The 21,847-nt window shown below is 65.2% G+C and carries 21 protein-coding genes; 6 read left to right on the top strand and 15 right to left on the bottom strand.

Going from position 1 to position 21,847, the window contains the following annotated elements; all coding sequences use genetic code 11:
* Nucleotides 1-12 precede the first annotated feature (12 nt).
* Entirely contained in the window at nucleotides 13-2,379 is a 2,367-nt protein-coding gene (ligA, locus tag BM125_RS03355; protein ID WP_175497887.1) for an NAD-dependent DNA ligase LigA, read from the bottom strand.
* 128 nt (nucleotides 2,380-2,507) lie between these two features.
* Between ligA and BM125_RS03350 the strand changes: the two genes are divergently transcribed.
* The 5 genes from BM125_RS03350 (at nucleotide 2,508) to BM125_RS03330 (ending at nucleotide 7,527) form a co-directional block, all read left to right on the top strand.
* On the top strand, nucleotides 2,508-3,350 hold the full coding sequence (locus tag BM125_RS03350; RefSeq protein ID WP_092404876.1) for a tetratricopeptide repeat protein: 843 nt from the start codon (nucleotides 2,508-2,510) through the stop codon (nucleotides 3,348-3,350).
* A 239-nt stretch (nucleotides 3,351-3,589) separates the two neighbouring features.
* Entirely contained in the window at nucleotides 3,590-4,141 is a 552-nt protein-coding gene (locus tag BM125_RS03345; RefSeq protein ID WP_175497901.1) for an RNA polymerase sigma factor, read from the top strand.
* The gene (locus BM125_RS03340) at nucleotides 4,138-5,043 is read left to right on the top strand and encodes a hypothetical protein (protein WP_092404872.1); all 906 of its coding nucleotides are present in this window, start codon (nucleotides 4,138-4,140) and stop codon (nucleotides 5,041-5,043) included. Before BM125_RS03345 ends, BM125_RS03340 begins: the two co-directional genes overlap by 4 nt.
* Before the next feature lie 2 nt (nucleotides 5,044-5,045).
* The gene (locus tag BM125_RS03335; protein ID WP_092404870.1) at nucleotides 5,046-5,630 is read left to right on the top strand and encodes an IMPACT family protein; all 585 of its coding nucleotides are present in this window, start codon (nucleotides 5,046-5,048) and stop codon (nucleotides 5,628-5,630) included.
* Between the two features lie 133 nt (nucleotides 5,631-5,763).
* Nucleotides 5,764-7,527: an ABC transporter transmembrane domain-containing protein gene (locus BM125_RS03330; protein ID WP_092404868.1), complete on the top strand. Its 1,764-nt coding sequence runs from the start codon at nucleotides 5,764-5,766 to the stop codon at nucleotides 7,525-7,527.
* Between the two features lie 51 nt (nucleotides 7,528-7,578).
* Here the strand turns inward: BM125_RS03330 and BM125_RS03325 are convergent, their stop codons facing one another.
* The 4 genes from BM125_RS03325 to rlmD all read right to left on the bottom strand — a co-directional run bounded on the left by BM125_RS03325 (nucleotide 7,579) and on the right by rlmD (nucleotide 11,286).
* Nucleotides 7,579-8,322: an S-methyl-5'-thioinosine phosphorylase gene (locus BM125_RS03325; protein WP_092404866.1), complete on the bottom strand. Its 744-nt coding sequence runs from the start codon at nucleotides 8,320-8,322 to the stop codon at nucleotides 7,579-7,581.
* A 7-nt stretch (nucleotides 8,323-8,329) separates the two neighbouring features.
* Nucleotides 8,330-8,869, bottom strand: coding sequence for a hypoxanthine-guanine phosphoribosyltransferase (locus BM125_RS03320; protein ID WP_092404864.1), 540 nt, complete (start codon nucleotides 8,867-8,869; stop codon nucleotides 8,330-8,332).
* A complete protein-coding gene (gene nagZ / locus BM125_RS03315) occupies nucleotides 8,866-9,885 on the bottom strand; it encodes a beta-N-acetylhexosaminidase (protein ID WP_092404862.1) in 1,020 nt (339 codons plus the stop codon). The genes BM125_RS03320 and nagZ overlap by 4 nt, the downstream gene beginning before the upstream one ends.
* A gap of 105 nt (nucleotides 9,886-9,990) precedes the next feature.
* Nucleotides 9,991-11,286 carry a 23S rRNA (uracil(1939)-C(5))-methyltransferase RlmD gene (gene rlmD / locus BM125_RS03310; protein WP_092404860.1) on the bottom strand — a complete coding sequence of 432 codons (1,296 nt, stop codon included), beginning with the start codon at nucleotides 11,284-11,286 and terminating at the stop codon, nucleotides 9,991-9,993.
* 161 nt (nucleotides 11,287-11,447) lie between these two features.
* Here rlmD and BM125_RS03305 point away from each other — a divergent pair, with 161 nt between their 5' ends.
* A complete protein-coding gene (locus BM125_RS03305) occupies nucleotides 11,448-12,146 on the top strand; it encodes a response regulator (RefSeq protein ID WP_092404858.1) in 699 nt (232 codons plus the stop codon).
* A gap of 140 nt (nucleotides 12,147-12,286) precedes the next feature.
* Here BM125_RS03305 and recO read toward each other — a convergent pair whose 3' ends face one another.
* The 10 genes from recO to rpoE form a co-directional block, all read right to left on the bottom strand.
* Entirely contained in the window at nucleotides 12,287-13,006 is a 720-nt protein-coding gene (gene recO / locus BM125_RS03300; RefSeq protein ID WP_092404856.1) for a DNA repair protein RecO, read from the bottom strand.
* Between the two features lie 12 nt (nucleotides 13,007-13,018).
* Nucleotides 13,019-13,918, bottom strand: a complete 900-nt coding sequence (gene era / locus BM125_RS03295) for a GTPase Era (protein WP_092404854.1) — start codon at nucleotides 13,916-13,918, stop codon at nucleotides 13,019-13,021.
* A 2-nt stretch (nucleotides 13,919-13,920) separates the two neighbouring features.
* Nucleotides 13,921-14,613 (bottom strand): ribonuclease III, encoded by a 693-nt coding sequence (gene rnc, locus BM125_RS03290; protein WP_092405174.1) that lies wholly within the window; start codon nucleotides 14,611-14,613, stop codon nucleotides 13,921-13,923.
* On the bottom strand, nucleotides 14,606-14,992 hold the full coding sequence (locus BM125_RS03285) for a DUF4845 domain-containing protein (RefSeq protein ID WP_092404852.1): 387 nt from the start codon (nucleotides 14,990-14,992) through the stop codon (nucleotides 14,606-14,608). The genes rnc and BM125_RS03285 overlap by 8 nt, the downstream gene beginning before the upstream one ends.
* A gap of 15 nt (nucleotides 14,993-15,007) precedes the next feature.
* On the bottom strand, nucleotides 15,008-15,904 hold the full coding sequence (gene lepB, locus BM125_RS03280; protein ID WP_092404850.1) for a signal peptidase I: 897 nt from the start codon (nucleotides 15,902-15,904) through the stop codon (nucleotides 15,008-15,010).
* 36 nt (nucleotides 15,905-15,940) lie between these two features.
* Nucleotides 15,941-17,734, bottom strand: a complete 1,794-nt coding sequence (lepA, locus tag BM125_RS03275; RefSeq protein WP_092404848.1) for a translation elongation factor 4 — start codon at nucleotides 17,732-17,734, stop codon at nucleotides 15,941-15,943.
* Between the two features lie 186 nt (nucleotides 17,735-17,920).
* Nucleotides 17,921-19,354 (bottom strand): DegQ family serine endoprotease, encoded by a 1,434-nt coding sequence (locus BM125_RS03270; protein ID WP_092405172.1) that lies wholly within the window; start codon nucleotides 19,352-19,354, stop codon nucleotides 17,921-17,923.
* A 121-nt stretch (nucleotides 19,355-19,475) separates the two neighbouring features.
* Nucleotides 19,476-20,513 carry a MucB/RseB C-terminal domain-containing protein gene (locus BM125_RS03265; protein ID WP_092404846.1) on the bottom strand — a complete coding sequence of 346 codons (1,038 nt, stop codon included), beginning with the start codon at nucleotides 20,511-20,513 and terminating at the stop codon, nucleotides 19,476-19,478.
* A gap of 6 nt (nucleotides 20,514-20,519) precedes the next feature.
* Complete coding sequence (locus tag BM125_RS03260; RefSeq protein ID WP_092404844.1) at nucleotides 20,520-21,185, bottom strand: sigma-E factor negative regulatory protein; 666 nt, start codon at nucleotides 21,183-21,185, stop codon at nucleotides 20,520-20,522.
* A gap of 5 nt (nucleotides 21,186-21,190) precedes the next feature.
* Entirely contained in the window at nucleotides 21,191-21,778 is a 588-nt protein-coding gene (rpoE, locus tag BM125_RS03255) for an RNA polymerase sigma factor RpoE (RefSeq protein ID WP_092404842.1), read from the bottom strand.
* Nucleotides 21,779-21,847 lie beyond the last annotated feature (69 nt).

The following is a 21,847-nucleotide window of genomic DNA, read 5'->3' as shown; positions in this document are numbered from 1 at the left end:
GCCCGGGCCGCCTCAAGATGGTTGTCCGGCGAGAAACTTCAGCAGCGCCTCCTCGTCCCAGATCGCGACCCCTAGCGCCTGCGCTTTGTCGAGCTTGGAGCCAGCCGCCTCGCCCGCGACGACAAAGCTGGTCTTCTTCGACACGCTGCCTGCGACCTTGGCCCCGAGCGCTTCGAGCCGGGCGCCCGCCTCGTCGCGCGTCATCGACGACAGCGAGCCGGTCAAGACGACGGTCTGGCCATCCAGCGGCAACGACTCGATCGACTCGGCACTGGTCTCGACGGCTGCCCTGAGTCGTCTCCAGCATGAAATCGTGCGCGCAAACAGCTGCGCATTCGCTTCCACCTCACGCCAGAGCATGAAGGCCGCCGCGGTTTCGGCCGGCAGTCCGGCGCTGACGAGATGGTGTTCGGGTACCTTGAGCAACTCCGCCGGATCCTCGAACGTCGACTCGAGCTGGGTCGCGCGCTTGTCGGTCATTCTGGGGATTTCGAGCGAGGCGAGCACCGACGCGGGGGCAAGCGCGGGTCGCAGTTTCGGCGAGACATCGTGCTCGTCGGACAGCTGCACGCCGCGGGCCAGCAGAGCATCGATCGCGGTCTGGTTTCCGTCCTGCTCGAAGAACCGGTCGATCGAGCGCGCCACCTCGCCGCCGATGTCGGGCACGAACTTGAGCAGCGGCCAAGGCAGGTGCCGGATCAGTTCGAGGCGGCCGAACCAGGTCGACAGCGTCTTGGCCGTGCTCTCGCCGACATGCTCGATGCCGAGTGCGAACAGGAAGCGCTCGAGCGTCGCCCGCTTGCTGTTGTCGATCGCCTCGATCAGATTCTCGGCCCATCGGGTCGCGATCTTGCCTGCCTTGACCGTCTCCGGCACGGTCCCGTCGCGCTCGTCGGCGCGACGTTTCATCTCGACGAAATCCTCGAGCGTCAGCTTGTAGAGATCCGCCACGGACGTCACGAAGCCGAGATCGCACAAGTCCTCGATCAGGCGCGAACCGAGTCCATCGATGTCCATCGCACGGCGCGACGCGAAATGGATGATGGCTTCCTTGCGCTGGGCCGGACAGATCAGTTCGCCCGAGCAGCGCCAGACCACCTGGCCTTCCTCGCGGACCAGATCGGAGCCGCAGATCGGACAGTGCAGCGGCATTCGCCATGCCTGCGCATCGGCCGGACGCAGGTCGGGCATGACCCGGACCACCTCCGGAATCACGTCGCCGGCGCGACGCACGATCACCGTGTCACCGACGCGCACGTCGAGCCGTTCGATCTGATCGGCATTGTGCAGGGTCGCGTTGGTGACCACGACGCCGGCTACCTGGACCGGCTCGAGCCGGGCGATCGGCGTGGCCGCGCCGGTGCGGCCGATGTTGATGTCGATCGCCAGCACGCGCGTGCTCTGCTCCTGGGCCGGGAACTTGTGCGCGATGGCCCAGCGCGGTGTACGTCCGACGAAGCCCAGTTCGCGCTGCGCGGCGAGATCGTCGAGCTTGTAGACGACACCGTCGATGTCGAACGGCAGGCTGTCGCGCTGTTCGCCGATGCGCCGGAAATAGTCGAGGCAGCCGGCAGCGCCGCGCGCCTGTTCGACCAGATGGCTGACCGGAAAGCCCCATTCGCGGAAGCGTTCCATCATGGCCGAGTGCGTGGTCGGCAGGCTGCCGTGCTCCACGGCTCCCGGCGCGTAGGCGAAGAATGCCAGCGGCCGCGAGGCGGTGACCGAAGGGTCGAGCTGGCGCAGGGAGCCGGCTGCGCCGTTGCGCGGATTGGCCAGCACCTTGCCACCGTGTTCGCGGGCGTGGGCGTTGTAGGCCTCGAACGCCTGCCGAGGCATATAGACCTCGCCCCGGACCTCGAGCACGGACGGCCAGCCCGTGCCGCGCAGGCGCAGCGGAATCGATTTCACCGTGCGCAGGTTGGCAGTCACGTCCTCGCCGGTCTCACCATCGCCGCGCGTGGCGCCCTGGACGAACCGGCCGTTCTCGTAGCGAAGGCTGATGGCAAGGCCGTCGAATTTGGGTTCGACCGAGAACAGCGGGTCGGCGAGGTCGAGGCGTGCTTCGATGCGTCTCACGAATTCCTCCACCTCTTCGTCACTGAACGCGTTGGCCAGCGAGAGCATCGGCAAGGCGTGGCGAACCTCGGCGAATTCGCGCGAGGGTGCAGCGCCGACGCGGCGGGTCGGCGAATCCTCGGTCGCCAGTTCCGGATGCTCGCTTTCGAGCGTCTCGAGTTCACGCATCAGGCGGTCGTAGTCGGCATCGGGCATCGGCGCGTCGTCGAGCACGTGATAGCGGTAGTTGGCGTCCTGGATGCGCTCGCGCAGGGCGGCGGCACGCCGGGCTGGATCGTTGGCGGTGGATTCGGTCGTTTTCATCGAACGGACGGTTTTCAGGGTCGGGGCTGCCTCGGACCTGGACGCTGTCGAGGCCATCCAAGTTTAGCGGCTTGCCCGCGCCCATGCCGGCAAGGCACGATGCAGTCCGACGACTCGAGGATCCAGCCATGGCGAAGAAGAACTGGGCGGTTTTCCCGCACAAGGACAAGGCTTTCGACCTTGCGGGCGACAAGCTGGCCAAGGCCTGGCCGAAACTGCACGCGGGCGACCAGGAACCGTTTCCCGACCAGGCCCACATCACCGCCCTGCTCGAAACCCACCCGAAGCTCGGCAAGGATGCGGCGGCCATCGCCGCGCAGTTGCAGGAAGCATGGCGTTGCTTCCACCGCGGCGATTTCCAGCAGGCCTATGAAAGCGGAGTCGCCCTGAAGGCCCTGGGTGCATCGGTGGCGATCAAGGCCGCAGGCATCCATGCCACCCATCTGCTGGACGACGAGGCGGCACGGACCGCGCGCTATGAAGACCTTGTGCGGCTCGCCGATGAAGCGCTGGTTGCGCTGCCAGGCGAGGTCAATAGCCACTACCGGCGCGCCTATGCGATGGGGCGACTGAGCCAGTCGATTTCCATCGCCAAGGCACTGGCCCAGGGCCTGGCCGGCAAGGTCCGCGAATCGCTGGTGACGACCCTGAAGATGGCTCCGAAACATGCCGAGGCCATGACCGCGTTGGGCCTCTATCACGCCGAAATCGTCGACAAGGTCGGCGGCATGCTGGCCAAGTTGACCTATGGCGCCAACGCGGCCGATGCCGAGAAGCACCTCAAGGCCGCGCTCAAGCTGACCCCCGATTCGCCGATCGCCTGGATAGAATACGGCAACGGCCTGCTGCTCCTGCACGGCGACAAATGTGAAGACGAGGTCGCCGAGGCTTACGACAAGGCCGCCAGGATAAAGCCGAAAGACGCCATGGAAGCGCTCGACATGGCCTGGGCCAAGGCACAGATCGAATAGGTTCTGCTGCGCGGCATTTGGATTGGAGATTCGCAGGGGTAGATCCCGGACCCGCCCGGCCGATGCCGCGCGTGCAGGCCGGCGACCCTCAAACCCGGCCTTGGAGGGCTGTCCGGGACCCCCGGTCCTGAGTCCTGAATCCCGCTTCCAGGCCGTTCGACCCCGTCTCGGCCCTTGATGCGTTGAACGACGCAACCATGTTGATGACGGACCCCATGGATTGCCTTAACCTCGCACCCATGGGGTCGGAACGAACGGACGAAGAACTGATGCTTGCGTATGCCGGAGGCGACATGCTCGCCTTCGAGATGCTCTATCGGCGCCACCGCGGCACCCTGTACCGCTTTCTCCTGCGATCCCTGCGCCAGCGCGCCGATGCCGATGAACTGTTCCAGGAAACCTGGAGCCGTGCCGTGGCTGCGCGCGAACGTTATCGGGTCGAGGCCAAGTTCACGACCTGGTTGCTGCAGATCGCCCACAACCTGGTCATCGACCGCTTCCGTCGGGCCCGACCTCAGGCTTCGGCCGAGGAAGCCGAACTCGTCTTCACCCAGCTCGACGCGCCCGAGGGCGAGCAGCCCGACCGCGTCCTGAGTGAATTCGAGCAACGCCGGCGGCTGCAGATCGCCCTTGAGGATTTACCTGAAGAACAGCGTGTAACGTTCCTGTTACGTATGGAAAATGGCCTTGGCCTCGAAGAGATCGCCGAGGTCACTGGCGCAGGCCGCGAGACCGTGAAGTCGCGCCTGCGCTACGCATTGGCCCGGATCAGGGCGAGGTTCGAGACATGAGCCCAAGCCGCGACCCCGATCGCGAGCTGCAGCGCCTGCTCGATGAGGATGGCGGCGAGTATGGCGCCATTTATCGACGCCTGAGCCGCCCCGAGCCTCCGCGACGTCTCGATCGTGTTGTCCTCGCCAACGCCGCGCGTGCCGTGCACGCCGACCGCGCCCCGCCCGCCCAGCGCTGGATGCTCGGAATCGGCTCGGCCGCCGGAGTCGTGCTGGCCGCGGGCATCGCCTGGCAGGTCGGCAAGCAGCTCGAATCCCGTGACGCGGCGTCGGGCGGGAGCCTCGAGCGCAGCCATCCGTCGGTGATCGCGGTGCAGCCGATCAACGAGCCGGCCGCACCGCCAAAAGCCGAAAGCGACAGTGCCATGAGCGATCAGTCGGGACCGGCCGCGGCAACATCGGTCGAGGAGCGCAAGCCGGTGGGCGCAAGCCGCCAGAAAGCCGCCCGTCCACCACCACCTGCGCCTGCCCCCCGGCCCGCCGTCGCACCACCCGAAGTGACGCAGATTCAGTCGCAGGCCGAGCGCGCCAACACCATGGCTGCCGATGCGGAGGCTGAACCGTTCCCGCCCGCCAAGGATTTGCCCCAAGCTCAGGGTACGCCCGGTGCGATGGACGAGCTCGGCAAGAGCGACCGAAGGGAGCAGGCCGACGAGGCGGCGGGTGCGGCCCAGGCCAAGTCGCTCGCTTCACCGGAGCCCATGCAGTCGCGGGCACCGGCGCCGACCAGTTCGGTCCAGCTTCGCCAGAACATGCGCCTGCCGCCCGAAGAATGGCTGGCTGAAATCGTGCGTCTGAAGCGCGAGGGCCACCGTCAGCAGGCCATCGAGAACCTGCGTCTGTTCCGGCGCATGCATCCGGACTGGAAGCTCTCCGACGAGTTGCTGCGCCTGTCCCGGTGAGCATGCTGCACACGCTGCAGGGTCCAGCCCGGTTGCAGCAGGAAATCCGCAGGAGCCGCTTCATCGCTCTGGCCTCGCCCATCGGCGACCCGGAGCAGGCCCTTGCCTTTATTGCCGAGGCGAGCGATGCCCAGGCGACGCACAATTGCTGGGCCTACCGGATCGGCCAGCAATACCGCTTTTCCGACGACGGCGAACCGGGTGGCACGGCCGGCCGGCCGATCCTGCAGGCCATCGATGGACAGGGATTCGATCGTGTCGCGGTTCTCGTCACGCGCTGGTACGGCGGCATCAAGCTCGGCGCAGGTGGTCTGGCCCGCGCCTATGGCGGCAGCGCTGCGGAATGCCTTCGCCTGGCGGATCGCGTGGCGGTGGTCGATCAGGTCGATGTCCAGGTCTTCTGCGACTTTGCCTGGCTCGAAGTCCTGCGCACGCGCCTGGGCGAATATTCCGCCATACAGATTGCCGAACGATTCGATGCGTTCGGCGCCGATTTGCGCCTGCGCCTGCCGCGCGAATGCGTGTCCGCGCTTGCCGACCTCGTACGTGACCTGAGCCGTGGCCAATCGCGGCTGCGTTCGGATTGAGGCGCACAGCCTCGACCGTACTCTGCGCGATCGATCCGGAATTCGTCCCGTTGCGCTGGAGCTGGAGCAAGCGCGTGCTTGAAAAGACTCCGGCAGGCACCCATTCGTCGGATATTCCCGGCGATTCGAATCCATGGCCACTCCCGATCAAGGCACAACGCGGCGACTCGGTGCCTACCGACGCCTTGTCCCCTACCTGCGCGAACAACGTGCCCTGATTGCCGGTTGGCTGGTCTTCCTGGCCATCTCCTCGACGGCCACCCTGGCCCTGCCGGCCGCGGCCCGCTTCATGATCGACCGCGGCTTTGGCCAGACCGACCCTGCCCAGCTCAATGCGGGCTTCATCGGCCTGTTCGGCGTCGCCGTGATCATGGCGATTGCCGGTGCTTCCCGGTATTTCTGCGTGACCCTGCTCGGCGAACGCGTGGCGGCGAACCTGCGCAGCCGCCTGTACGCGCACCTGCTGACCCTGGATCAGGCCTTTTTCGAACGCACGCGCTCCGGCGAACTGGTCTCGCGACTCGCCGCCGACACGGAACTCGTGCAGACCGTGGTCGGCTCGACGCTGTCGCTGTCGCTGCGCAGCGTAGTCATGCTGGTCGGCTCGACGACCATGCTCGTCATCACCAGTCCGCGCCTGGCTGGCCTGACCGCGCTGGTCATTCCGGCCGTCATCCTGCCGATCGTGATCCTGGGCCGCCGGGTCGAGCGATTGTCGCGGCAAAGCCAGGACCGCATCGCCGATTCCGCGGCGATCGCCTCGGAGTCGCTCAATGCCATCCACACCGTGCAGGCCTACACGCGCGAGCCGCGCGAGCGCGATCGTTACACACAGGCCGTCCAGCTCGCCCTGGCCACGGCGCGCAAGCGCATCGGCACGACCGCACTGCTGACCGCCCTGGTCATCCTGCTCAGCTTCGGTGCCATCACCCTGGTCCTCTGGGCCGGTGCCCACCAGGTCATTGCCGGCCAGATGAATGCCGGCGTGCTGGCCCAGTTCGTCCTCTACGCCGTGGTGGCGGCCGGCTCGGTCGGCGGACTGACCGAAGTCTGGGGCGAGTTGCTGCGCTGCGCCGGCGCGTTGGGCCGGATCGCGGAACTGCTCGACACCGATTCGGAAATCAGGAGCGTGGATGGTGCGCAACCGCTGAGCCGCCCGGTCAGGGGCGCACTGCGCTTCGAGCATGTCGAGTTCCGCTATCCATCACGTCCCGACCACGCCGCTATCCACGATCTCTCGCTGACCATCGAGCCCGGTGAAACGGTGGCCCTGGTCGGACCGTCGGGAGCGGGCAAGACCACGCTGTTCCAGCTGCTGCAGCGCTTCCACGATCCGCAGGCGGGTCGCATTACCCTCGACGGTCGCGACCTGCGCAACGTGCAACTGCCCGAATTGCGTGGCTGCTACGCCCTGGTGCCCCAGGATCCGGTGCTGTTCGGCGCGAGTGCAGCGGACAACATCCGCTTCGGGCGCCTCGAAGCCGATGATGCGATGGTCGAAGCCGCAGCCCGGGCAGCTGAGTGTCACGAGTTCCTGAGTGCCCTGCCCGAGCGCTATGAAACCTACCTCGGCGAGCGCGGCGTGCGCCTCTCGGGCGGCCAGCAACAACGTGTCGCGATCGCCCGGGCGCTGCTGCGCGATGCGCCGATCCTGCTGCTCGACGAGGCCACGTCGAGTCTCGACGCGCAGTCCGAACGCCTCGTCCAGCAGGCCCTCGACCGGTTGATGGCCAACCGGACCACCCTGGTCATCGCCCACCGTCTGGCCACCGTGCAAAAAGCGGATCGGATCGTCGTCCTCGATGCCGGGCGCATCGTCGCCCAGGGTTCGCATGCCGAGCTGATGCGCGAGGGCGGGCTCTATGCGGAACTGGCGCGTCTCCAGTTCGCCGCCTGACAGGGCTGGATCCGCCGATTCGATGGCCTGGCCCGCGGGCTTTGTACCGGCTCAGGGCTTGAGCAAGGCGGCGATCAGCGCGGGAACCCTGGCCGTGGCATGTTCGAGATGGGCGAAGATTTCCTCGAGGCTGATTTCCGCCTCGTCGCCGCAGCCGGCAGCCCAGTTGGCGACCAGGGCCAGGCAGGCGTATTCGAGTTCCAGCTCGCGCGCCAGGGCGGCTTCGGGCATGCCGGTCATGCCGACCAGGTCGCAGCCATCGCGACGCATGCGGGCGATCTCGGCGCGCGTTTCCAGACGCGGCCCCTGGGTAGCGCCGTAGCAACCCCCGTCGACCACACCGATCCCGGCAGCCGCTGCTGCCGCAAGCAGGTCGGCGCGCAAACTGGCGGTGTACGGCTCGCTGAAATCGATATGCCGGACCGGCTCGCCGCGCCCCTCGCCGAAACTGGTGACGCGCCCGTGCGTATAGTCGATGAGCTGGTCCGGAACGACCAGAACGCGCGGACCCATGTCTTCGCGAATGCCACCGACGGCATTGATGCCGATGACGCGCTTGGCGCCGAGCGAGTGCAGTGCCTGCAGGTTGGCCCGGTAATTCACCTCGTGCGGGGCGATATCGTGCTGCCGTCCATGCCGAGCCAGGAACGCGACCCGCTTCGTGCCGAGCCAGCCGACGACGATGCCGTCGGAAGGCGCGCCCCAGCGCGTTTCAACGGCGCACTCCTCGACCCTCTCGAGACCGGGAAACCGGTACAGGCCCGTTCCGCCAATCACGGCAAGATCGATGTCCATGGACGACTTAGAGGGCATGGATGGCGGGCAGGTTGCGGCCCTGCTCATGGAAATCCATGCCGTAACCGAAGACGTAACGATCGGGAACCTCGACTCCCACGAAGTCGGCGCTCAGTCCGGGCACGGTGCGCCCATGACGCTTCTCGCAGAGCACCGCAAGCAGGACCCGCTCGGCCCCCTGCTGCAGACACCAATCCCGAATGGCCTTCAGCGTGTGGCCTTCATCGAGAATATCGTCGACCAGCAGGACGATTCGCCCGGCCAATGGCGTCGCCGGGCGCCGCAACCACTGCAGGGCGCCTCCCTCGGTGCCGCCGCGGAAGCGCGTGGCGTGTACATAGTCGAACTCCAGCGCGGCGTCGATCTCCGTGGCCAGCTGGCCGGCGAAGACCAGACCGCCCTGCATGATGGTGAGAAAGACCGCGGACTTGCCCTCGAGTGCACGACCGATGTCGGCACCGATCGTCGAGATGGCCGCCTGCAGCGTTGCATGGTCGTGGATCACATCGCCATCGCGCAAGGCGGTGGCCAGTTCGGGTCGGCTCATTTGCTGCTCGGCTCAGGACACAGTTCGGCCAGGCGGGCCATGACCTTGTCGCGCTTGGGGTTGTCGACGAGCGCCTCCCAGGTCGGCGCCACGGCGCCTCTCAGGCTTTCCACGCGGGCCGGGTCGCAAACCGGCAGATGGGTGCTTGCGGTGACCGCCTCATCGACGATCGAGGGGCTGCACGCAAGCACGAGATCGCAGCCGGCGGCCAGATGCGCTTCGATGCGCTCTGGAATGCCACCAATGGACTCGGCTGCGGCCATGCCGATGTCATCGCCGATGACGATGCCCGCAAAGCCGATTTCCTTGCGCAGGATCTCGCCGATCCAGATTCTCGAATAGCCGGCCGCGAAGGTGTCGATCTCGGGGTAGGTGACATGCGCCATCATCACCGCTTCGGCACCTGCGGCGATGCCATCGATGAACGGGACCAGATCCCTGCTGCGAAGATCGTCCAGGATGCGCGCATCGGCGGCCACGTCGAAATGCGTATCGGCAACGACCGAGCCGTGTCCGGGGAAGTGCTTGAGGGTCACGGCCATGCCGGCCAGATGCATGCCGCGTGCATAGGCCTGCACGAGATCGGAAGCAATGGCGGGATCGGCATGGAATGCACGGTCACCGATCGCCAGGTTTCCGCAAGCGAGATCGGCCACCGGCGCGAAACTCAGGTCGATGTCGATGGCCCGCATTTCGCTGGCCATGAGCCAGCCATGGTCCTCGGCCAGGGCCAAGGCACGCTTTGCATCGCGAGCGTAGAGCTCGCCGAGCCGGGACAGGGCCGGCAGCCTCGTGAAGCCCTCGCGGAAGCGCTGGACCGGCCCTCCCTCCTGATCGACGCAGATCAGGAAGGGATCGTCGGGCCGCTCCATGCGGATATCGTCGATCAGCGACGTCACCTGGTCCCGGTTGGAAAAATTGCGCGTGAACAGGATCACGCCGCTGACCTGCGGCGCCGATAGCCAGACTCGATCCTCGTCGCTCAGGGTCTTGCCGGGGATGCCGATGATCAACATGCGTCATCTGCCTCGCGAGTGTGTGTCGTCATGTGCCGTATCTGCTTCAACGGATTCGGATTGCAGGAAGTCCCGACGATAGAGCCACTACATCGTACCGGTCGCTCAGCGCTCGAACAACGCTATTGATTCGACATGGGCGGTATGCGGAAACATGTCCATAACGCCGGCCCGTGTCAACGTGAAGCCATGCCGCGTGACCAGCGTGCCCGCATCGCGGGCCAGGGATCCGGGGTGGCACGAAACGTATACCACGCGATCGGTGCCCTTGCGCGGCAGGTATTCGAGAACCTCGGCCGCACCTGAACGCGGTGGATCGAGCAGGAGTTTGTCGTATCCCGCCCTGGCCCAGTTGCTCTGCGCATGGCTGATCGAAAGGTCAGCGGCATGGAAGTCCGCATTGGCAATGCCATTTCGCACCGCGTTGGCCGCTGCACGTTCGACCAGGCGGACGTCGCCCTCGACGCCGACGATCAAGCGCACCCGGCGCGCGATGGGAAGCGTGAAGTTGCCGAGTCCGCAATACAGATCGAGCACCGTGTCCCCGTCCCGAGCGTCGAGCAGGTCGAGCGTTCTGGCCACCATGCGCTGGTTCATTCCCGCGTTGACCTGGATGAAATCGAGAGGTTCGAACGCGAGGTCCACGTCGGCATCATGGATCCGGAAATGCAGCTCGATGCGGTCCGGCCACAGCGCTTGGACACTGTCGGGCCCCTTCGGTTGCAGCAGGATCGCAAGCCCATGGGCCCGGCCGAATGCTGCGAGCTTGCCGAGATCAGCCTCGTTCAGCGGCGACAGATGGCGAAAGACCAGGGCCACGGTATCGTCGCCGGCGGCAATCTCGATCTGCGCGATCTCGCGACGGGCATCGAGCGACCCGATCAGGGCCGACAGAGCCTCGATGCGTTGCCCGACTTCCGGCAACAGGGTGTGGCAGACCGAAAGATCGGCGACGAACCTCGGGTTGTCCTCGCGAAAGCCGACCAGCGCCTTGCCCTTCTTGTCGACCCATTTGACCGACAGCCTGCCCTTGCGGCGGTAACCCCACGACTGGTCGGTCAGTGGCGGCAGCCATTGCGCGGGCGAAACCTTGCCGATGCGCTCGAAGTTCTCGGCGAGGACTCGTTGCTTGGCCTCGATCTGCCGGGGCGCGGACAAATGCTGCAGGGCGCAACCGCCGCATTGGCCGAAGTGCGGACAGTGCGGATCGACACGATCGGGGGACTGCGACAGCAACTCGACCACGCGCGCTTCGTCATAGTGCCGATGACGTCCCGCGTAGCGCACGAGCGCACGCTCGCCCGGCAATGCGCCGGCGACAAACAGGGCCTTGCCCTCGACGCGCGCCACGCCGCGTCCATCGTGGGTGAGGCTGTCTATCTCGACTTCGAAGCTCTGCATGACCGCATCCGGACCGGTATCAAGGTGTCGACAAGGGCCGCGAATGGTAGCAGCGATTGAGCGAATGCCGGGGCCAACCGCGCCCTCGCTGCGCAATTCGCGTTGACCTGGGCAGGCAATGCGTTGATGCTGAACCTATCGCTGGAGACGGAGTTCCATGAGTGAGCCGCGTGTTGGTCGCAGACGACAATCCATTGAGTCTCGGTTTCTTTCGCGAAGCGATCGCCCTGGCCGGGCATGAGGTCGCCCCGGCCGCGGATGGCGCCGAAGCCGTCGCGCTTGCCACGACGCAACGATTCGAACTGATCCTTCTCGACACGCGCATGCCGATCGTCGATGGACCGGAGGCCCTGCGCAGGATTCGCGCGGCGGCGGGGCCGTCGCACCGGGCGCCGGCGCTGGCAACCAGCGCCGACGCCGGCATCAGCCGCGCCATGCTGTCCGACGCCGGCTTCGACGATGTGCTGGTCAAGCCGATTGCATTGGACGCCCTGCACGCGATGCTCGAGCACTATCTCGGGTCGACAACGCCAGCGCCCGATGCCGTGCTCGACGACGCCATGGCCGCGCAGAAAACCGGCGGTGACGTGGCCATCGTGAGCGCATTGCGAAAATTGCTGGCCGGTGAACTCGATGCGTTGCCTGCAGAAGTGCGGCGGTTCGAACGCCATGCCGATACCGGGGCGCTTCGTGATCGACTGCATCGCCTCGAGGCGTCCGCGGGATTCTGCGGGGCATCGGCCCTGGCCCTGGCCGTCGGCAAGCTTCGCGCGCGACTCGATCAGCATTCCGGCTGGCCCGATTCGGCCGTTTCGGAGCTGATGAAGGTCAGCGCAAGGACCCGCAGCGCCCTCGACTGAGGGCCACGATGGACCGATGATGAAGCCGTGCGGATTTCGCATGCTCCCGACAATCGCCATCGGGCCTGCAGCAATCCGGGCATCGACCGGCCGAGCGATCGGGGCCGGAACGACGCGGCGCGGGAGTCAGGGAACCCTCCCTAGCGCTCGGACCGCGCCATCGACGGTGTGCTCAACGCCCACGCATTCAGGTAAGCGCCGCCCAGTTGATGCTGCAGCAGCATGCGCATCAGACGACGCAATTCGGCGCAATGCGCGGCACTCGGCATGACGTCCGCGTGCAGGGCCCGCAAGGCTGCGCCGCTGATTCGGAAGACGCCGTTCTCACCGCGCCAGACCTGCGGACCCGCATCCGGCACGTAGACGTACTCGGCATCCGCATCGAGGTCTGCTCCTGACCGGCACTCGCGATCCAGGACAATGCCGTAGCCCAGCAAGTCCATCAGGTCACGCTCGAAGCGCCGCAAGGTCCATCCTTCCGGCTCGCCATCCGCCAGTCGTTGCAGGCACAACAGGTAATGGCCGAAGAGGTCGCCATGCGGGTCGCCGCGCGCGCACAGGCGCAGCACAAGCTCGTTGAGATACATCGCCGAATACAGGCGCTCGCCGCGCAGGGGCAACGGCCCTGCGCTCGCCTCTGCGCTGGTCAGGGTAACCAATTCGCCATTGCCCACCCAGCCCAGATTCAGGGGCTGCAGCGGTTGCAGCAATCCACGTGGCAGGCGCGATTTTTCCCTGCGTACGCCACGTGCGACCAGACCGATGCGGCCATGGTCCCGGCTCAGGCATTCGAGCAACAGCGAAGTCTCGCGATAGGAGCGAGCGTGCAGAACCAGCGCGGGCTGGGCTTCAACGCGCATGCCGGCGATCGATCAGCCGGTGTACCCGAACTGCTTCAGAGATGCATCGTCGTCGGACCAGTTTTCGCGAACCTTGACCCAGAGTTCGAGGAAGACCTTGCCGCCGAACAGTTTTTCCATGCGCCGGCGAGCCTGGCTGCCGATCGCTTTGAGCTGCGCGCCAGAGGCGCCTATGACGATACCCTTCTGCCCTTCCCGCTCGACCCAGATCGCCGCCGCGATGCGCGACAGGCCACCGACCTGCTCGAAATGTTCGATTTCCACCGTGGTGGCGTAGGGAAGCTCCTCGGACAAGCGCAGCATCAGCTGCTCTCGAATCATTTCGGCGGCGAGGAAGCGCTCGCTGCGATCGGTCAGTTCGTCCTCCGCATAATTCGCCGGCGCCTCGGGCAGCAGGCGCACGAGGTCGGCCAGCAGCGCCTTGAGGCCCTTGCCGTGGGTCGCCTGGATGTAATGCACCGCATCGTAGCGCCTCGTTTCGCTGATCGCCGCGACGAACGGCAGCAACTGCGCCTTCTCGGTTACACGGTCGATCTTGTTGACGGCAAGCAGGCGCGGCACGTCGTGTCGCGAGATCAGTTCCCAGACCTGCTGGTCTTCCTCGGTCCAGCGCGGCGCGGCGATCACGTGCACGATGAGATCCGCCTCCTCGGGCACCTGGCGCGCGACCCGGTTCAACTGGCGGTTGATCGCGCGCTTGCCGCCTAGGTGCAGGCCGGGCGTGTCGAGAAAGGCGATCTGGGCATTCTCGTGGGTGGCAATGCCGAGGATCCGGTGGCGGGTCGTCTGCGGCTTCGGCGAAACGATGCTCAGCTCGGTGCCGATCAGGGCATTGAGCAGGGTCGACTTGCCGACATTCGGCCGGCCCATCAGGGCGACCTGGCCGAATCGGTGACTGACTTGGGTTGGCATGTTCAGGCCTTGCGCTTCTTCCTGCGCTCGGCAAGTGCCGCGCGCGCTTCGCCGAGTATGCCCTCGGCAGCCGACTGTTCCGCGGCGCGCCGGCTGCCGCCGCGCCCCTGCATCTTCAAACCCAATGCTTCGATGCAACAAAGCACATCGAATACCTTCTCATGATCGTCACCCTGTGTCGCGACCAGGTCATAGACCGGCAAAGCCAGGGCGTTCGCCTGCATCAGCTCCTGCAGGGTCGTCTTTGGATCCTTGGCCACCTTGCCTTCCGCCTCGAGTACCCGGCTGGCAAACAGCCGCCGCACCAGCGTCCGGCAGGTGAACCAGTCGGAATCCAGGTAAACCGCCGCAATCAACGCCTCGAAGGTGTCCGCAAGGATGGATTCACGGCGAAAACCTCCGGTCTTCAACTCGCCCGGGCCGAGCACCAGGCTCTCGCCAAGCTCCTCCTCCCGAGCCAGTTCGGCCAGCGCGGCTCCATTGACCAGGGCCGCGCGCAGGCGGGTCATGTCGCCTTCGCTTGCGCGCGGATATTGCTCGTAGACGAATTCGGCGACGATCAGGTTGAGCAGCGCGTCACCGAGGAACTCCAGCCGTTCGTTGTTGCGTCGACCGGCGCTGCGATGCGTCAGCGCCTGTTCAAGCAACGAGGCATCCGAGAACGAATGCCCGAGGGCAGTTGTGCGGCTAGTCATCGGCACCGGACAGGTTGACCGACTTGTCGAAGGTGCCAAGGATCTCGAGATTGTGGATGAACGGCACGCGACGCTCGTAGCGGATGCGCAGCGTCTGCGCATTGCCCTGGCGGATCACCTGGATGGCCTCCGGCGGAATGGCGCCACTTTCGACGTACTGGGCATCGAACTTGAACTGCAGCGAGCGGCGCACCTGCTCGGGGGACATGTTGCCCGCACCGGGCTCGGAGCGGACCTGCTCCATGGATTTGACCACCCCCATGTACTCGATATACATCGGCACGAGGCGCATGCCGAGGTAGACAAAAAAGCCGACGACCACGAGTACGACCAGAAATCCGATGAAGGTGATGCCACGAGAACGGTTACGAATGGACATGCTGCTACTCCCCTTCTATTTGATGACGGTGCCGATGCGCCGGTAGTCGATGCTGTCGTCCCAGTTCATCCATATCACGATTGCCCGACCGACAAGGTTGTCCTCCGGCACAAAACCCCAATAGCGACTATCCGCGCTACTGTCGCGATTGTCACCCATGACGAAATAGCTGGCCGGCGGAACGCGCCAGGTCCCTTCCCGACCCGAATTCTGCGGAAGCACCATCATCCTGTGCGTGGTCCCCGAAAGGTCCTCGTCCTTGACCTGCGCCTCGGCCAGGCTTCGTCCCGATTCGGCCGGGCCAACATAGGGGCCGACGTAGGTCTGCGGAACTTGCACGCCGTTGACGTAGATGAGCTTGTCGCGATAGGTGATTTCGTCGCCGGGAAGGCCGACGACGCGCTTGATGTAGTCCTGTTTCGGTACCGGAATGAGCGGCTCGTAGCAGGGATTCCCGCTGCGCACCTCCTTGCCATCGCGCTCGCACAGATAGCCGGGATAGCGGAACACGATGACGTCGCCACGCTTCGGCTCGCCGATTTCGAGAAAACGGCTGTTCAGTACCGGCAGGCGCAGCCCGTAGGCGAACTTGTTGACCAGGATGAAATCGCCGACCAGCAGGGTTGGCATCATCGAACCGGAGGGAATCTTGAACGGTTCGGCGATGAACGAGCGGAAGATCAGGATCAAGACCAGCACCGGGAAGAACGAACGCGCGTATTCGGTGATCACCGGCTCGCGCATCGCCTCCTGCATGCGCGCCTTCCTTTCCGCCTCGGACAGTGCGGCGATGTCGGCGATGCTCTCGGCGCGGCGACGCCGCGCAGGCGCGAAGGCCAGCTTGTCGATGAGCCAGATCACCCCGGTCAGCGCACTCAGCACCACCAACAGCAAGGCCAGGTCGAAATTCATTCAATCTCCTCGAAAGATTGCCGGAAGCGGCAGCTGCTACTTGTTGTCTGATTGCAGGACGGCCAGAAACGCCTCCTGCGGGATGTCCACGCGCCCGACCTGCTTCATGCGCTTCTTGCCTTCCTTTTGCTTCTCGAGCAACTTGCGCTTGCGCGAAACATCGCCGCCGTAGCACTTGGCCAGCACGTTCTTGCGCAGGGCCTTGACCGTCGAGCGCGCGATGATCTGGGCACCAATGGCGCCCTGGATGGCGACGTCGAATTGCTGGCGCGGAATCAGGTCCTTCATCTTCTCGACCAGTTCGCGACCACGCCGATCCGCCGCGGAGCGATGCAGGATCAGGCTCAATGCATCGACGCGCTCGCCGTTGATCAGCACATCGAGGCGGACCAGGGGGGCGATCTGGAAGCGTTCGAAGTGATAGTCCATCGACGCGTAGCCGCGCGATACCGATTTCAGGCGATCGAAGAAATCGAGGACGACCTCGGCCAGCGGCAGCTCGTAGCTGATCTGCACCTGATTGGCCATGTAGTGGATCGAACGCTGCACGCCCCGCTTTTCCTCACAAAGCTTGATCACGCTGCCGATATGGTCGGGCGGCGTGAGGATGTTGGCAACAATGATCGGCTCGCGGATTTCCTGGATGGTCTGCGTGGGCGGCAACTTGGCCGGATTGTCCAGCGCCAGGATCGTGCCGTCGGTCTGCAGCACTTCGTAGATCACGGTCGGCGCCGTGCTGATCAGATCGAGGTCGTACTCGCGCTCCAGGCGTTCCTGGATGATGTCCATGTGCAGCAGGCCGAGGAAGCCGCAACGAAAGCCGAAGCCCATCGCCTCGGAGCTTTCCGGCTCGAAATGCAGGGCAGCGTCATTGAGCTTGAGCTTGTCGAGGGCTTCGCGCAGCGAGGGATAGTCCTCGGCATTGACCGGGAACAGGCCGGCGAAAACACGCGGCTGGACCTTCTGGAAACCCGGCAACGGGTGCGCCGCCGGATCGGCATTGAGGGTCAGGGTGTCGCCGACCGGCGCGCCATGGACCTCCTTGATCGACGCCGTGACCCAACCCACTTCGCCGCCGCAAAGCTTGTTCTTGACCAGACGCTTGGGCGTGAACACGCCGACCTGGTCGACTTCATGCCAGCGTCCGGTCGACATGACCAGGATCTTGTCCTTCGGCTTGATCTCGCCCTGCATGACGCGCACCAGCGAGACCACGCCGAGGTAGTTGTCGAACCACGAGTCGATGATCAGGGCCTGCAGCTTGTCGGTATCGCGGGGCTTGGGCGGCGGAATGCGGGCAACGATCGCCTCGAGGACATCGACAACGTTGAGGCCGGTCTTGGCGCTGATCGCGATCGCATCCTCGGCGTCGATGCCGATGACGGCCTCGATCTCGTCCTTGGCCCGCTGGATGTCCGCGGTCGGCAGGTCGATCTTGTTCAGCACCGGGACCACGGTCAGGCCCTGCTCGACCGCGGTATAGCAGTTGGCGACCGATTGGGCCTCGACGCCCTGGGCGGCATCGACGACCAGCAGCGCCCCCTCGCAGGCGGCCAGCGAGCGGCTGACCTCGTAGGAAAAGTCGACGTGGCCCGGGGTGTCGATGAAGTTGAGCTGGTAGGTCCGGCCGTCGCGCGCGGTATACGGCAGCGAAACGCTCTGCGCCTTGATCGTGATGCCCCGCTCGCGCTCGATCGGATTCGAATCAAGCACCTGCGCCGACATCTCGCGGTCCTGCAGGCCGCCGCAGAGCTGGATGATGCGGTCGGCAAGCGTCGACTTGCCGTGGTCGACGTGTGCAATGATCGAGAAATTTCGGATATGGTCCATCGGGTCTGCCGTAAAGCACCGTCCAGATGGGCGGCACAAAGGCGGCGATTATCGCAGAAAGCGGCTGCTTTGGCTGCGCTGCAACATCGGTGACCGCCCTCGCCAGGGTCCAGCGTCTGACATCCCCAAAATGGACCGACGCGGGCCGGGACCCGCGTCGATCCGGTTGCAGGCAGGCGGACGACCCTATTCGTCGTCGGATTTCGGCACGGTCAGGGCCACAAACGACGTGGTGTCATTGCGGCGGATCAGCAGCATGACCGACTCGTCCGGCTTCAGATCCTTGACCGCTGCGTTGAAATCCGCGGCCGACTTGACCGACTTGCGGCCGATCATGAGGACCACGTCGCCAGGTTGCAGTGCGGCACGGCGTGCCGCGGCGCCGGCAATGCGCGTGATCACGACACCCTCATCCTTCAGGCCGAGTTGCTGGCGCTGCTCCGCGGTCAGGTCTTCGACGACGACGCCGAGCTTGTTCGCGGGCGCCGCCCGCGGCGCTGTGCTGGCCACCGCGCTGGCGTCCTGTGGCAACTCACCGACGACGACCGGCACTTTCATGGTCTTGCCGTTGCGGAATATTTCCAGTTCCGATTTCGTTCCCGGCGGAGTCAGGCCGACCATCGGCGGCAGGTCGGAGGAACTGACCACTTCGCTGCCGTCGAAGCCGAGAATGACGTCGCCCACCTTGACCCCGGCCTTCTCGGCCGCGCCGCCAGGAGAAACGTTGTTGACCAGCGCGCCGCCACTGCGCGGCAGGCCGAGGGCCTTGGCCGAGGCGCGATCGACGTTCTGGATCTGCACGCCGATCATGCCGCGCGAAACGTGGCCCTTTTCCTTGAGCTGGCCGACCGTATTCATTGCCACCGAGATCGGTATGGCGAACGAGACGCCCATGTAGCCGCCGGTATTGGAGAAAATCTGGGAATTGATGCCGACCACCTGGCCATCGAGGTTGAACAGGGGGCCACCCGAATTGCCCGGGTTGATCGGCACGTCGGTCTGGATGAACGGAACGTACTGCTGGCTGCGATCGTAGCCGCGACCGACCGCGCTGACGATGCCATGGGTCACGGTGTGATCCATGCCGAACGGTGAGCCGACGGCGACGACCCACTGTCCGGGCTTGAGCAGGGTCGAATCGCCGATGCTGACGACCGGAAGACTGCTCGCCTCGATCTTGAGCAGGGCGATGTCGGTCTGCTCGTCAGTACCGATGACCCTGGCATCGAATTCGCGGCGATCGGAAAGGCGAACGGTGACCTGATCGGCCTCACCGACCACATGATTGTTGGTCAGCACGTAGCCGTCCGACGAGATGATGAAGCCCGAACCGGCCGAGCGGCGCTCGCCTTCGGGCTGCCCGCCGCGTGGAATGGGACCGAAGAAGCGCCGGAAGATTTCCGGGATTTCCTGCTGGCCATCCGCATCGGGTCCAAGGTCCTGCGCGATAGCGCTCGGCGTGACGGTTGCCTGCACATTGACGATGGCCGGCGCGTTCTTCTCGACCAGGCTCACGAAATCGGGCAATTCCGCAGCGTGCAGGCTCCCGGCCATCGCCAGGAGGAAGACCCACGCCATGGAGACAACGCCGGCATTGCGCCGGCTCGATACATTCGTCATCTTGATATTTCCTCGACTGCTGATGCGTATAAAACCTTTGCGCTGGATCGCCGCAGCGCTGCGTTCCGGATGTCGTTTGGAGCCGCGGCGATATTCCAAAGTTCCCGCGGCCGACGGTGACTCATGGCACGTCTTCAGGCGCCTGCCGGGTCGCCGCATCTTTCGCTGAGCGACCGATCGATCGTGCAATCGTGCTGACCGTGACCACCGGAACATCACCGAGGACGGTGAACCGCCATTCGCCGTCGACCGTCGTGTAGACGTTGAGCGTGCCGCGTCCGGCGACCGTGGTTTTTTCCTCGTCCTTCGCGTCGCGTGGCTCGATATAAATGGAGACGTTGGCGAGGCCGTCCGAATAGACCAGATGCTCGGTGCCGGCGACGCCGTTTCGCGGCCTGCGCGCCGAGCTCAGGCTGAACCCCGGGGGTGGCTCGGCCACGCTCCAGACCGGTGCGCCGCGCAGCTCAAGTTCGTCTGGCGTCGCCGCCGTGGTCGCCAGCAGTTCACTCTGGCGCGGGACCAGATCGGTATCGCTCGGCAGTTTGCCAAGTTCCAGCGATACGAACATGAATTGCTCCAGCGCTCGGCGTTCGCTGTCGGTGACCATCGAGCGCAGCAGGAAGCGGGTCGAATGATCGAGCCAGAGCCGGTAGCCGTAGCGGAACCGGTCGCGCGGCAGGACATCGATGACGTCCGCGTCGTAGCCGGCGACGCGATCCTTTCCGGCGATGCGAACTTCGTAGTGCTGACCGATCTGGCTGTTGCCTGCCTCGGGCACCAGTGGCAGCAGTCCGCGCCCCGAACTGCTCGTATAGACCGTGGCCGAGCCATCGGCCTGGATGCAGGTGACGTTCGCCCCGTTGCGGATGACCTCGCTGCGCGGACCATTCAGGCTGACCAGACGCTCGCGTTCGAGGCCGCCGCCGGCATGGTACACGCGCAAGGTGTCGACCCGGCCGGCGTGCTGGTAGACGAAGGAGCCCTGGTAATCGAGGGAGCGGATGGCCGTGGCCATCTGCTGGAGAAGTTCGCGGCTGTCGCTGGACTGCGCGTGCACGCCCTGGCCCAGACCAAAGACCAGGCCGATGAGGATCCATGCGCCGAACAGTCTGATGAATCCCGGATGGCGGCCCACCGGTTCCGACGGATGGTCTTGCATTGGACCTCAGCGCTTCTCCGGATTCCCCTGCGCCGCCGCTTCGGCGGCAGCCTGCTGCTGGGACGGCACGATCAGGAGTACATAGGGCATGAGCCCGGACTGGCCCGCATTGCCGGCCGCATCGTAGTGGCGGATCAGGTAGGACTGCAGGCGCGGATCCAACGGGGCACCGGGAGCAGCAAAGCCTTCGCTGCTGACCGAGGCCGGCTGGACATCGATAGCCGGGGATACCAGTGGCGCGCGGAACTCGCCTGACCTGGTCCCGCTGGAAACAACGGGAGTGCTCGCGCTCATGGTCGCATTCGCCGGAAGTGCTGCAAGCGGCTGCTCGACGGACTCATGGCCCGCCTCGCGGGGGCCGCTGAACATCAGCGCCATCACCGCCACCGAGGCCGCGATCGCGCCACCGGATACCCACTGCAGAACGCGCCCTTTGCGAACCGGAACCGAGAGTGGCTCATCGCCAATCCGGGCCAATACCGCGTCCGCGAAGTCCGACGGCAATGCCATCAGGTCCTGGCGTCGAAGCACCTGTCGGCACACGTGATAGCTCGACCACTGTTGCAGAAGCGCGCGGTCATGGGCGACCCGCCGCAGGAGAAACGCGGTTTCGTCTTTGGGCAACTCACCATCCATGAGGGCGGAAAGCTGTTCCCGGATCTGCTGGCTCATGCGGCTCAATCCTCGTCTTCAGACAATAGCGGCCGGAGCTTCTCGTCGATTGCCTCGCGAGCGCGGAAAATCCGCGAACGCACGGTACCGATCGGACAATTCATCGCTTCCGCGATTTCCTCGTAGCTCAGACCATCCACTTCCCGAAGGGTAATTGCGGTTCGCAGCTCCTCGGGCAGTTCTTCGACCGTGCCGAACACGGTTTGTTCAATTTCCTGGCGCAATAGTTCGCGTTCCGGCGTGGCGCGGTCGCGCAACTGGCTGGCTCCGTCCAGTTGCACGGCGTCGTCGATCGCGATATCGCCGATCGGCGGCCTGCGACCTTTCGAAACGAGATAATTCTTGGCCGTGTTGATGGCGATCTTGTAGATCCAGGTATAGAACGCGCTGTCGCCGCGGAACGCGCCGATCGCCCGATAGGCGCGTATGAACGCCTCCTGGGAGACATCCTGGGCCTCGCTCCAGTCCGAGACATAGCGCGTCACCACACTGACGATCTTGTGCTGGTACTTGCGTACGAGCAGATCGAAGGCATGCTTGTCGCCACTCTGGACACGCTCAACCAGCGCCTGATCCAATTCGCTTTCGCCCATGCGGGCAGGTCTCCTTGCCGGCGATGGGGTCGAGGCACACTGCCCTAGACCGCCTCGACGGGAAATAGT

This window comes from Dokdonella immobilis (assembly GCF_900115085.1).
GTDB classification, from domain to species: domain Bacteria; phylum Pseudomonadota; class Gammaproteobacteria; order Xanthomonadales; family Rhodanobacteraceae; genus Dokdonella; species Dokdonella immobilis.
Note: the sequence above shows the minus strand (reverse complement) of the source record. Positions and strands in the feature narration are given on the sequence as shown.